The organism is Pseudomonas sp. CBZ-4, assembly GCF_000346755.1.
Lineage (GTDB): Bacteria > Pseudomonadota > Gammaproteobacteria > Pseudomonadales > Pseudomonadaceae > Aquipseudomonas.
The window spans coordinates 157,970-170,625 of the sequence record NZ_ANNV01000150.1 but is presented as its reverse complement, the minus strand read 5'-3'; the positions used below and the strand labels follow the sequence as shown (position 1 = coordinate 170,625).

The 12,656-nt window shown below is 62.5% G+C and carries 10 protein-coding genes; 5 read left to right on the top strand and 5 right to left on the bottom strand.

Annotation, left to right across the window (positions count from 1 at the left end; translation table 11 throughout):
- Positions 1-123: 123 nt before the first annotated feature.
- The 4 genes from B348_RS0121350 to gap all read right to left on the bottom strand — a co-directional run bounded on the left by B348_RS0121350 (position 124) and on the right by gap (position 5,580).
- The gene (locus B348_RS0121350) at positions 124-2,694 is read right to left on the bottom strand and encodes a TonB-dependent receptor (RefSeq protein WP_017738080.1); all 2,571 of its coding nucleotides are present in this window, start codon (positions 2,692-2,694) and stop codon (positions 124-126) included.
- 115 nt (positions 2,695-2,809) lie between these two features.
- Entirely contained in the window at positions 2,810-3,778 is a 969-nt protein-coding gene (locus B348_RS0121345) for a FecR domain-containing protein (RefSeq protein WP_026136963.1), read from the bottom strand.
- Positions 3,779-3,839: 61 nt separating this feature from the next.
- Positions 3,840-4,358: an RNA polymerase sigma factor gene (locus tag B348_RS0121340; protein WP_017738078.1), complete on the bottom strand. Its 519-nt coding sequence runs from the start codon at positions 4,356-4,358 to the stop codon at positions 3,840-3,842.
- 220 nt (positions 4,359-4,578) lie between these two features.
- On the bottom strand, positions 4,579-5,580 hold the full coding sequence (gene gap, locus B348_RS0121335; protein ID WP_017738077.1) for a type I glyceraldehyde-3-phosphate dehydrogenase: 1,002 nt from the start codon (positions 5,578-5,580) through the stop codon (positions 4,579-4,581).
- 221 nt (positions 5,581-5,801) lie between these two features.
- On the opposite strand from gap, the gene edd reads away from it, so the two are divergent.
- From edd to B348_RS0121315, 4 genes are all read left to right on the top strand, one after another.
- Positions 5,802-7,628 (top strand): phosphogluconate dehydratase, encoded by a 1,827-nt coding sequence (gene edd, locus B348_RS0121330; protein WP_017738076.1) that lies wholly within the window; start codon positions 5,802-5,804, stop codon positions 7,626-7,628.
- Complete coding sequence (locus B348_RS0121325; protein ID WP_017738075.1) at positions 7,625-8,581, top strand: glucokinase; 957 nt, start codon at positions 7,625-7,627, stop codon at positions 8,579-8,581. The genes edd and B348_RS0121325 overlap by 4 nt, the downstream gene beginning before the upstream one ends.
- A gap of 127 nt (positions 8,582-8,708) precedes the next feature.
- Positions 8,709-9,443: a response regulator gene (locus tag B348_RS0121320; RefSeq protein ID WP_017738074.1), complete on the top strand. Its 735-nt coding sequence runs from the start codon at positions 8,709-8,711 to the stop codon at positions 9,441-9,443.
- Positions 9,433-10,902 carry an ATP-binding protein gene (locus tag B348_RS0121315; RefSeq protein WP_017738073.1) on the top strand — a complete coding sequence of 490 codons (1,470 nt, stop codon included), beginning with the start codon at positions 9,433-9,435 and terminating at the stop codon, positions 10,900-10,902. The genes B348_RS0121320 and B348_RS0121315 overlap by 11 nt, the downstream gene beginning before the upstream one ends.
- A 154-nt stretch (positions 10,903-11,056) precedes the next feature.
- Here the strand turns inward: B348_RS0121315 and B348_RS0121310 are convergent, their stop codons facing one another.
- On the bottom strand, positions 11,057-11,986 hold the full coding sequence (locus B348_RS0121310; protein WP_017738072.1) for an AraC family transcriptional regulator: 930 nt from the start codon (positions 11,984-11,986) through the stop codon (positions 11,057-11,059).
- Between the two features lie 328 nt (positions 11,987-12,314).
- Here B348_RS0121310 and B348_RS0121305 point away from each other — a divergent pair, with 328 nt between their 5' ends.
- Entirely contained in the window at positions 12,315-12,656 is a 342-nt protein-coding gene (locus B348_RS0121305; RefSeq protein WP_017738071.1) for an antibiotic biosynthesis monooxygenase family protein, read from the top strand.

The following is a 12,656-nucleotide window of genomic DNA, read 5'->3' as shown; positions in this document are numbered from 1 at the left end:
AGAAGGGGGAGCGCCTTGTTGCTCTTAAAGAGAGCCGTTATCAAATAGACGAACAAGAAGACGCGGCACAGTAAAAAAACCTCACCCCGCCGCGGAAATATCGGCGGGGTGAGGCAGGCGCTGTCAGATATCCCAGATCAGGTTGATCGCAAAGTTGCGGCCGGGCTGGGTCAGGCGGTCGATATTGGCGGGCGCGGTCACACCGGCTTCGCCAATGCTGTCGAAGCTGCGCACGTCGTCCCAGTTCCAGTATTTCTTGTCGGTCACGTTGTACAGGCCGCCATTGATGGTCACGTCGTGGGTGACTTTGTAGAAGCCGGTCAGGTCGACGATGCCAAAGCCTGGGGTCTTGAACGGGGCTTTGCTGGTGTCGCCGTCGGGCGAGAAGAAGGTGTTCTTGTCGACACGATCCTGCTTCTTGACCAGGGTCCAGCTGACCAGTGCGCCATAGTTTTGCTGCTCGTAACCCAGGCCAAACACGCCCTTGAGCGGGTTGACGCTGTTGATCGGCTCGCCGGTGTCTTCGTTGCGGCCGTAGGCATAGGCCACCGAGCCCTGGGTGTACAGGCCCTGCGGTGCGCCGAAGCTGTCGAGGTTCAGGCGACCCTTGGCTTCCACGCCCTTGATGGTGGCGCGCTTGATGTTGCTGGCCTTGAACGCAGTGCCGGTGGGGGACAGCAGTGCCGCGTCTTCGTTGATGAAGTCGTGGTACTTGTTATAGAACACCGCCACGTCGAAGTTGCCTTCCTCGAAGTTGCCGCGCAGGCCGGTTTCAAAGCTCTTGCTGCTTTCTGGCTTGAGGTCCGAGTTGGGTTCGACCACGTAGCCTTGCTGGATATTTTCGAAACGGCCGTACAGGGCCTTGGCCGACGGCGTGCGGAAGCCTTCGGCGTATTGGCCGAACCAGGTGTAGTTGTCGGTCAGGGCGTAGGTCAGGCCGAATTTCGGTGACACGCGGTGCCAGGTCTTGTCGCTGTCGTCGTGGGCGTAGATGCGATTCGGGTCGGTGGCGTTGAGGAAATCCTCGGTCAGCTTGGGCTTGAGCTGGGTGTAGTCATACCGCACGCTGGGCAGGAAGGTCCATTTGTCCCAGGTGATCTGGTCCTGGGCGAACAGCGCGTAGGTGTTGATGGTCGGGTCCGGGAAGTCGCTGGCCGGGACGACCTTGTCCGACGGGAAGGTGCTCGGGCCGCCGACGGTTGCGCAGTAGGTGCTGACGGTCAGGCAGGTGGCGCTGCCGGTGCGTGAACCGGTGACTTTCGCCTGCTTGATTGTGGTGCCGTAGGTCACCACGTGGTCGGTGTCGCCAATGGCAAACGCCTTGTCCAGCTGGGCGTCAAACACCCATTGTTTTTCCTCGTAGAGCGTCTGCCGCTGGCGCAGCAAATTGCGCGCGCCCGACACGTAGTGTTCGTCCGTGGTCTGGTCGGTCTTGGCGATCTGGTAGTTGAGGCTGGTCTTGATGCGGTCGGCAAACAGCGTGTCGACGGCAACGCTGTTTTCCAGGCCGAAGCGTTCGCGGCTGATGGTGTCGTTGCCGGTGCGAGCGCGGTACAGGTTGCTGTTGAAACCGGTGTTGTACGGGCCGCCCACGGCGCTTTTCTGGTTGGTGTCGCGGTCGTCCTTGTACTTCTCGTAGGTGAAGCCCAGGCGGTTGTCATCGCCGTAGTTCCAGCCGAGCTTGGCCAGCACGTTGGTGGTGCGCGCGTCTTCCGGGTTGGCGGCGGTGCGGTTCAAGCCGGTGACGTTGTTGCCGTCGTAGGATTCGGTCTCGTGGCCGTTGCGCTGGCTCAGGTGCAGCAAGCCGTCGAAGTCCTGCACGCGGCCGGCGACGGTGCCGGAGGTCAGCCAGCTCTCGTCGGCGGAGCTGTAGCCGGTCTTCAGGCGGGCGCCGACGTCCTGGCCGGGCTTGATGATGTCGTCGGGGTCGAGGGTGAAGTAGCTCACCGCGCCGCCGATGGCGCTGCTGCCGTACAGGGCCGAGGCCGGACCGCGCAGGATCTCGACGCGCTTGACGATCTCCGGGTCGACATAGTTGCGGCGGGTCTGCGCGTACGGGCCGTTGGAGAAGTGATCGGGCACTTCGACGCCATCGACCTGGGTGAGGATGCGGTCGCCGTCGATGCCGCGGATATTGAAACCGGCATTGCCCGAACGGGTGCCGGCGCCGCCCACGGAGACACCGGGCTCGTAGCGCACCAGGTCGCGGCTGTTGCCGACGTTGAGGCGGTCCAGCTCCTGGCGGTCATGCACGCTGACGGTGCTCGGTACGCTGGTCACGTCCTGCTCATGGCGGGTGGCGCTGATGGTCACTTGTTGCAGGTTGAGGGTGCCACCGGCGGCGCGCTTTTCCAGGACGATGTTGTTGTTGCCCAGTTTGCGGTAGCTCAGGTTGGTCCCCACCAACAACTGGTCCAGGGCTTTTTCCGCTGACAGCGGGCCACGTACGCCAGGGGACGACACACCCTGGCCCAGCTCTGCCGGCAGGCCGACTTGCCAGCCAGTGACATTGGTGAAGGCGTTCAGCGCCGACACCAACGGCTGTTGCTCGATGCTGAAGGTGTAGTTGCCGTGGCTGCGCGGGGCAGGTTCGGCAGCGGTGGCGGCCATCGCCGGCGCGCCAGCCAGCAGGATGGCGGCGGTCAGCACGGACAGCACGGGCAAGGAAGACCGGCGGTTGAAACGAGAGGACATCGAGAGCGCTCCGGGGTACGAATCTTATAGTCGCGAACTGAAACAAATAGGAATCAGTTGCATTGGCTAAGACGAGACGTACCGCCAGAGGTTATCGAGTAAAAATAATTCTCATTTAGTTCAAGATCACCAACGCCGGGTATTCCGACAGCTTGGCCGAGGTGATGTGGGCCAGTGAGCGCACCACGTCCAGGGGCTGGTCGAGGCGGTAGTTGCCGGTGACGGCGACGCTGGCCAGTTGCTCGTTGTTGTTGACGATCCAGCCGGGGTAGTAGCGGCGCAGCTCGGCGAGCACTTCGCTCATCGGGCAGTTTTCAAAGATCAGCCGGCCCTGGACCCAGGCCAGGTCCTTGTTGGCGTCCAGCTTGGCGGGCGGGCCGAAGCCCTTGGGGCCGATGCGGATACTTTGCCCGGCGCTCAAGCGCACGCGGGCGTCGTCGAAGGTGTTGCTCAGGTCGACGTCGCCACGTTGCACCTGCACCTGCGCCTCGCCATTGAGGTAGCGCACGGCGAAGGCGGTATCGCGCACGCTGGCGCGCACCGGGCCGGCGTCGATCTCCAGGGGCAGGCCGTGGTTGGGAGCGACTTCAAAAAAGGCTTCGCCCTGGTACAGGCGGGCGATGCGCTGCTGGTCCTTGATGCGGCTGGAGAACGCCGAGTTGGTGTTCAGCAGCACCTTGGCGCCGTCGTCCAATTGCACGCGCTGGCGTTCGCCGACCACGGTGAGATGGTCGGCTTGCAGGCGCACCGGCAGGTTGCTGAAGCTGAACAGGCCGATCAGCAGCACGGCGGCGGTGGCCAAGGGTTTCCAGTGCGGTTTGATCCGGCGCCAGGCGCTCGGCTTGCGCGGCGCGGCGAGGGCCACGGCGGCGCTGTGCACCGGCGCGCCACCCCAGGCCGCCTGGGCCTTGGCGAATGCCTGGACGTGGGCCGGGTCGCTGGCCAGCCAGGCTTCGAATTCGGCCTGCTGCCCGGGCAACGGGCATTGCAAGGCGATCAGCCAATCGAGGGCCTGGTCCATAGCCGTGTCTTGCAACACCTCATGAGCCAGCTCATGGGGGTGTCGTTTATTCGGGTCCGTCACGGTGTTCCTCGGGTCTTCGCCACGTTTTATTGATCTTTCCTACCGCTGAATCGGATGCAGCTTAAGGCCGATCCAGCCTTTCGGCCACACCTACGCAGATGGCCATGATCAATTTGAGTTCCTTTTGCACGGTGCTCAAAGACACTTCCAACTGATCGGCAATCTCCTGGTAGCTGCAACCGTGCAGGCGGCTGAGGATGAAAATCTGCTGCTGGCGGGCGCTAAACTGGCCCAGGCTGACGCTCAGGTGCTCAAGCAATTGCTCGGCCTGGGTGGCATCTTCGGGCGTGCTGATGGGGGCGGCGACGCTTTGCAGGATGTCCAGCGGGACATCTTCCTGCAACGTGCGGGCCTGGATCCTGCGGGAGCGCAGGTGGTCCAGCGCCAGATTGCGCGCCGTTTGGTAGACGAAAGGTTCGAGGTGATCGATAGGCCGCTCACTGAGGGCCCGGGTGACGCGCAGGTAGGTTTCCTGCAACAGGTCCTCTGCGGTGCTGTGGTTATTCACCATGCGCTGCAAGGTGCGCAGCAGAATCACCCGTTGGGTGAGAAAGACGTGGTTGAAGCGAGATTGGCTCACAGTGATACCAGACCGATTTGCAGTGAATGATAATGCTTATCATCAGCGCAAATGGCAAGCGGCACTTTTTGTGGGCCGACACCAAAGCCAGCAGGTTGCACAAAAACCCTGTGGGAGCGGGCTTGCCCGCGAATGCGGCCTATCAGAGCCAGATGTGCTGTCTGATCCACCACTATCGCGGGCAAGCCCGCTCCCACAAAAAGCCCGGCCCTACTGGGGATTATTCGGCGTTGCACAGCGCCAGGCAGTTATCCAGCATGCGGTTGGAGAAGCCCCATTCGTTGTCATACCAGGCGAGCACCTTCAGCAATTTGCCGCTGACCTTGGTGTGATTGGCATCGAAAATCGACGACAACGGGTTGTGGTTGAAGTCACTCGAGACCAGCGGCAGGGTGTTGTAGCCGAGGATTTTCGAGTGCTGGCTGGCTTCCTTCAGCAGCGCGTTGACCTGTTCGGCGCTGGCTTCTTTCTTCAACTGGACGGTGAGGTCCACCAGCGACACGTTGATCACCGGCACGCGCACGGCCATGCCGGTCAGCTTGCCCGCCAGTTCCGGCAGCACCAGGCCGACTGCTTCGGCGGCGCCGGTCTTGCTTGGGATCATGTTCTGGGTGGCCGAGCGCGCGCGGTACGGGTCGGTGTGGTAGACGTCGGTGAGGTTCTGGTCGTTGGTGTAGGCGTGGATGGTGGTCATCAGGCCGCTTTCGATGCCCAGTTCGCGGTGCAGCACCTGGGCCACCGGCGCCAGGCAGTTGGTGGTGCACGAGGCGTTGGAGATGATCTGGTGGGATTGGCGCAGAATGTCATGGTTCACGCCGTACACCACGGTGGCGTCCGCGCCCTTGGCCGGTGCAGAAATGATCACCTTGCGCGCACCAGCGGTAATATGGGCGGCCGCCTTGTCACGGTCAGTGAACAGGCCGGTGCATTCGAACACCACGTCGATCTTGTGGGCAGCCCACGGCAGCTCGGCCGGGTTGCGAATGGCACTGACGGCAATCCGGTCACCATTGACGGTCAGGCTTTCCTGATCGTGGGCGACCTCTGCTTCGAAAGTGCCATGTACGGTGTCGTATTTGAGCAGGTGGGCGTTGATCGAACTGTCGCCCAGATCGTTGATGGCGACGATCTGCAAATCCTGGCGGTAGCCTTGGGTATACAGTGCGCGCAGGACATTGCGGCCGATACGGCCAAAACCATTGATTGCGATACGAAGAGTCATTGGAGAGTGCCTGTCGTCGATTTGTTGTAAGAATTACAAGATTATTCGCATAAAAATAGAAAACAAGCCTTTTTAGTGGCAATATTTTGTTCAATCTACAACGAGTGACCTGAATCAACTGGTCCGATGATTTAAACGACACCCTGCCATCCCATGCGTAGCGGGCGTTTGATCAGCATAGACACTCAGGTCGCCACATCCGTTAGCCTGGAGTTCTACACATGCATCCCCGCGTTCTTGAGGTCACCGAACGGCTTATCGCCCGCAGCCGCGCCACCCGCGAGGCATACCTTGCGCTCATTCGCGGCGCAGCCAGCGACGGTCCGATGCGCGGCAAGCTGCAATGCGCCAACTTCGCCCACGGCGTGGCCGGTTGCGGTACTGAAGATAAAAACAGCCTGCGCATGATGAATGCCGCCAACGTGGCAATTGTTTCGTCATATAACGACATGCTCTCGGCGCACCAGCCGTACGAACATTTCCCCGAACAGATCAAGAAAGCCCTGCGCGAAGTCGGCTCGGTCGGCCAGTTCGCCGGCGGCACCCCCGCCATGTGCGACGGCGTGACCCAAGGCGAGCCCGGCATGGAGCTGAGTCTGCTCAGCCGTGAAGTGATCGCCATGTCCACGGCGGTAGCGCTGTCCCACAACATGTTCGACGCCGCACTGATGCTGGGCATCTGCGACAAGATCGTCCCCGGCCTGATGATGGGCGCGCTGCGCTACGGCCATCTGCCGATGATCTTCGTGCCCGGCGGGCCAATGCCTTCCGGCATTTCCAACAAGCAGAAAGCCGACGTGCGCCAGCGCTACGCCGAAGGCAAGGCGACTCGCGAAGAGCTGCTGGAGTCGGAGATGAAGTCCTACCACAGCCCCGGCACCTGCACCTTCTACGGCACCGCCAACACCAACCAGTTGCTGATGGAAGTGATGGGCCTGCACTTGCCCGGCGCGTCATTCGTCAACCCGTACACGCCGCTGCGTGACGCGCTGACCCGCGAAGCCGCGCACCAGGTCACGCGCCTGACCAAGGCCAGCGGCAACTTCACGCCGATCGGCGAGATCGTCGACGAGAAATCCATCGTCAACTCCATCATTGCCCTCAACGCCACGGGCGGCTCCACCAACCACACGCTGCACATGCCGGCCATCGCCATGTCGGCGGGCATCATCCTCACCTGGGATGACATGGCCGACCTCTCCGAGGTGGTGCCGACCCTGTCCCATGTCTATCCAAACGGCAAGGCTGATATCAACCACTTCCAGGCGGCGGGCGGCATGTCGTTCCTGATCCGCGAACTGCTCGAAGCCGGCCTGTTGCACGAAGACGTCAACACCGTCGCGGGCAAGGGCCTGAGCCGCTACACCCAGGAACCGTTCCTGGTGGACGGCGAGCTGATCTGGCGCGACGGGCCTATCGAAAGCCTCGACGAAACCATCCTGCGTCCGGTGGCCCGTGCGTTCTCCCCGGAAGGCGGCCTGCGGGTGATGGAAGGCAACCTCGGGCGTGGCGTGATGAAGGTCTCGGCCGTGGCCCTTGAGCATCAAATCGTCGAAGCACCGGCGGTGGTGTTCCAGGATCAGCAGGATTTGGCGGACGCCTTCAAGGCCGGCCAGCTGGAAAAAGACTTCGTTGCTGTGATGCGCTTCCAGGGCCCGCGCTCCAATGGCATGCCCGAGCTGCACAAGATGACCCCGTTCCTCGGTGTGTTGCAGGACCGTGGTTTCAAAGTCGCGTTGGTCACAGACGGGCGCATGTCCGGCGCCTCGGGTAAGATCCCCGCCGCGATCCACGTCAACCCCGAAGCCCAGAGCGGTGGGCCACTGGCGCGGGTGCGTGATGGCGATATCATTCGCGTCGATGGCGTGAAAGGCACCTTGGAGCTTAAGGTGGACGCCGAAGAATTTGCAGCGCGCGCGCCTGCCACGGGCCTGTTGGGCAATAACGTGGGGGCCGGTCGCGAGCTGTTTGCATTTATGCGCTTGGCCGCAAGCTCCGCAGAGCAGGGCGCCAGCGCCTTTACCTCTGCCCTGGAGACGCTTAAGTGAAGCTTGCGCTGGTCGGTGATATCGGTGGAACCAACGCGCGGTTTGCGTTGTGGCGGGACCAGGAACTGCATTCGATCCGCGTGCACGCCACGGCGGATCACGCCAGCCCTGAGGACGCGATCAAGGTTTACCTCAAGGAAGAAGGCCTGCACATCGGCGACATCGGCGCGGTGTGCCTGTCGGTGGCGGGGCCGGTGAGTGGCGATGAATTCAAGTTCACCAACAATCACTGGCGCCTGAGCAAGACCGCGTTTTGCAAGACGTTGCAGGTGGATGAACTGCTGCTGGTCAATGACTTCTCGGCCATGGCCCTGGGCATGACCCGTCTCAAGCCCGACGAATTCCGTGTGGTCTGCGCAGGCACGCCGGAACCGTTGCGCCCGGCCGTGGTGATCGGCCCGGGCACCGGCCTGGGCGTCGGCACCCTGCTGGACTTGGGTGGCGGTCGCTTTGCGGCGCTGCCGGGGGAGGGCGGCCATGTCGACTTGCCTCTGAGCAGCCCGCGGGAAACCCAGCTGTGGCAGCACATCTACACGGAAATCGGTCACGTCAGCGCCGAAACCGCCTTGAGTGGCGGCGGCTTGCCGCGTCTGTACCGGGCGATTTGCGCGGTGGACGGGCATGCGCCGGTACTGGACACGCCCGAGGCCATCACGGCCGCAGGCCTGGCCGGCGACCCGGTGGCGATGGAAGTGTTGGACCAGTTCAGCATCTGGCTGGGCCGCGTGGCCGGCAACAACGTGCTGACCACCGGCGGGCGCGGCGGTGTGTATATCGTGGGCGGGGTGATACCGAGGTTTGCCGACTTCTTTATCAACAGTGGTTTCGCCAAGAGCTTTTGTGACAAGGGCTGCATGAGTGACTATTTCAAAGGTATTCCAGTGTGGTTGGTGACGGCGCCTTACTCCGGGTTGACTGGGGCGGGTGTGGCACTGGAGCAGGCTTTTGCGTAGGCAGTGATGGCCCTGTCGCAGGCAAGCCAGCTCCCACACTTGATCGGGTTCACACGGTCAACATGTGGGAGCTGGCTTGCCTGCGATGAGGCCCGAGAGAACACCCCATAACAACAAGGAGGCCCCCGTGAGCGTAATCAGTAAATCCATTCTCCTCGTCGACGACGACCAGGAAATCCGCGAATTGCTGCAAACCTACCTCAGTCGTGCCGGCTTCCAGGTGCGTGGCGTGCCGGACGGCGCGGGGTTCCGCCAGGCGATGAACGAGGCGCCGTGCGACCTGGTCATCCTCGATGTGATGTTGCCCGACGAAGACGGCTTCAGCCTCTGCCGCTGGATCCGCCAGCACCCGCGCCAGGCGCAGGTGCCGATCATCATGCTCACCGCCAGCTCCGACGAAACCGACCGCGTGATCGGCCTGGAACTGGGCGCCGACGATTACATCGGCAAACCCTTCAGCCCCCGCGAGCTGCAAGCGCGGATCAAGGCGCTGTTGCGCCGTGCGCAGTTCGGCCAGGAGCAACGGGGCAGCAGCGACGTGCTGGTGTTCGATGAATGGCGCCTGGATATGATCAGCCACCGTCTGTTCCACCTCGACGGCGAAGAAGTGATCCTCTCCGGCGCCGACTTTGCCCTGCTCAAGTTGTTTCTCGACCACCCGCAACAGATCCTCGACCGCGACACCATCGGCAACGCCACCCGTGGCCGTGACCTGATGCCGCTGGACCGGATCGTCGACATGGCCGTCAGCCGCCTGCGCCAACGCCTGCGCGATACCGAAAAACCGCCACGGCTGATCCGCACCGTACGCGGCAGCGGTTATCAACTGGCAGCCAGCGTGGTTGCCGGCAATGCCCACTGAACCTGTGACCGAGCGCCGCCGGCGCCTCCCGGTGCCGCGCTCCTTGCTGGGGCGCATGTTGCTGCTGACCTTGCTGGTGGTGCTGTTCGCCCAGGCGCTGTCGAGCGTGATCTGGGTCTCGCAATTGCGCGCCACCCAGCTCGAAGGCCTGGTCACCAGCGCCCGCAGCCTGGCGCATTCGATGACTGCCAGCGTGAGTTATTTCCGCTCGTTGCCCGTGGCCTATCGCCCGTTGGTCCTCGACCAATTGCGCAGCATGGGCGGCACGCGGTTTGTGGTGACCCTCAACGACCGTCCGCTGGACATGCAAGTGTTGCCGGAAACCCCGCGCAAGCAGGCGGTGCTGGTGGCGGTCGACGAAGTGCTGCGCCAGACCCTCGGCGCCGACGTGCATATCTCGGTGGAATTTGTCAGCGCCGAAGACCTGCGCATCTTCAATGCCGGCCTCAAGCTCGATGAGCTGCCACGCTCCTGGGCGCATTACGCACTGACCCTGGAACCGGTGAACCCGCCGGTGCTGGTCACGCAGATCCAGCTCGCGCCCGGCGAATGGCTGTACATCGCCTCGCTATTGCCCGAGCCGTACACCAGCCTTGAAGAACAGGGCCTGCCGTCCCAGCAAGTGTGGTTTATCGTGCTCACCAGCGGCTTTCTGCTGCTGTTCATCGGTTTGTTGGTGCACTGGCAAAGCCGCCCGCTCAAGCGCCTGGCGCGGGCCGCACGGGACATGTCCCTGGGCGCCGACGTCGAGCCGGTGGCCGAAGGCGGCGGCAGCGAAGTGGAGGAAGTGGGGCGCGCCTTCAACGCCATGCGGGAACGCATCAGCCGCTACCTGACCGAGCGCAGCCAATTGTTCAGCGCGATTTCCCACGACCTGCGTACCCCGATCACCCGCCTGCGCCTGCGTGTGGAATTGCTCGAAGACGACAACCTGCAAGCCAAGTTCGGCCGCGACCTGGATGAATTGGAGTTGCTGGTCAAAGGCGCGCTGCAATGCGTGAAAGACACCGACATCCACGAAAACATCGAGCCCGTGGACCTCAACCACGTCCTCGATTGCCTGGTGGAACCCTACCTGGCGCCTAACGGCAATGGCCGCGTGACCCAGCACGGCCGCGCGCTGACCACGTATCCGGGCAAGCCGCTGGCGCTCAAGCGCTGCATCGGTAACCTGATCGACAACGCCTTGAAGTACGGGCAGAACGCCCATTTGCACATCGAGGACGATGGCGCGCAGTTCATCCTGCATGTGGATGACGAAGGCCCGGGCGTGCCGGAGCAGCGCTTGGAGCAGGTGTTCGAACCGCACTTCCGCCTGGCCGGGCAGCAGCAGGGGTATGGGTTGGGGTTGGGGATTGCGCGCAATATTGCCCACAGTCATGGGGGGGAAGTGAGTTTGCAGAATTTGCGTGAGGGTGGCTTGCGTGTGACCTTGCAACTACCCCGCGGATTGGACTGAATACACGCCGAACCACTGTGGGAGCTGGCTTGTGTGGGAGCCGGGCTTGCCCGCGATGCAGGTACCTCGGTGTGTCAGACAGACCAGGGTGATGCTATCGCAGGCAAGCCAGCTCCCACACAAGCCAGTTCCCACCGTTCGATCTGCATTTGGCTCAGATGCTTTGGCGCAACCTGGCCAAATCCCTGAGGGGCGGCGCACCAAACAACCGGCTGTATTCCCGGCTGAACTGCGACGGGCTTTCATACCCCACCCGATACCCCGCCGCCGACGCTTCCAGCCCTTCGGCAATCATCAGTCGCCGCGCTTCCTGCAAGCGCAACTGCTTCTGATACTGCAGCGGGCTCATCGCCGTAATCGCCTTGAACCGGTGGTGCAAGGTCGAGACGCTGAGGTTCACTTCCTTGGCCAGGTCGTCAATGCGCAGCGGTTGTTCATAGTTGCCATTCAACCAGGTGATCGCCTGGCTGACCCGATGGCTCTGACTGTTGGCCACGGCAATTTCATACAGCCGATAACCCTGCGGCCCACGCAACAACCGATAGAGGATCTCCCGGTTGATCAACGGCGCGAGCATGGCGATGTCTTTGGGCGTATCCAGCAGGCGCGTCAGGCGCAGCACCGCGTCCAGCAGTTGGTGGTCGATGCGATCCACGTACATGCCACGGGATGTCGGCCGCGACGGCACACCCATCGGCCCGGCCTCGGCGATCAGCGCGGTGAGTTGCGCGGGGTCGATGTTGATGCGCACCGACAGGTTGGGGTCTTCAGGTGTGGCGTCGATAATCCGCCCGGCCACGGGCATGGCGACCGAGAACACCAGGTAGTTGAGCGGGTCGTAGGCGAAGATCTCATCGGCCAGGCGTACTTCCTTGCTGCCACTGGCGAGGATGCACAGGGCCGGCTCCACCAGCACCGGCATGAAATCGCGCGGCGTATTGTGGCGGTTCAGGTACAGCGAGGTAATCGCGGTACCGTAGGAACCGTCTTCCCAGGTGTGCCGATGCACGATGCTGGCCAGTTCGGCGCGCTGTTTTTCCATCTCGGCATCGAGGGGAACGGGCTGATGTTCAGGCGACGACATGAGGGGGCCTCTACACGCTTTTTTGATGGGCTCAGCTTAGCGGCGGGTTGCGCAAAAGTGTTACGTCGATCCTGCACAATCCTTGCCTGATCCTGCGATAAGTCGTGAATCAGGCAAGCGCGCGGCCTGTCATCTGCCTGAAACACTGAGTCTGTGCCGGCCATAAAACCAGCGGGTCAGGTCGCCTGTCTGCGCTTCTCGCAGGATTGTGCAATAAGCCGGCAGGAATCGACTAACCGCGCCCGGCCCCGCGCCGTTATCTTTGATCCTGTGGCAACACGCCCCCACAGTGTTTGCCGAGCATCACTTCTCAACGGGAGAGTCGAACATGTCCACCCCCATTCCCGCGAGCCATATGGCCTTTATCCGCGCCCGCAGCGGGTGCAGCACCGAACTCGGTGCACGCTTGAGCAGTTTGATCGAACCGGGCCGCCAGGCTCAGGGTTGCCTGCAATTCTCGTTGCAGCAGTCCCAGGTAGACGCCGATGTGTGGCTGGTCTCGGGTTTCTGGAGCAGCGAGCAGGCGATGAGCGGCTACTTCAACTCGCCGGCCTTGATGATCTTCACCGAGCTGTTGAACGACATGGTCATCCGCAGCATGGATTTCCAGACCTTCACCGATGCATCCGCCGCCCATGCCTATGGTGAGTACCTGCAACTGGCGGGTTAG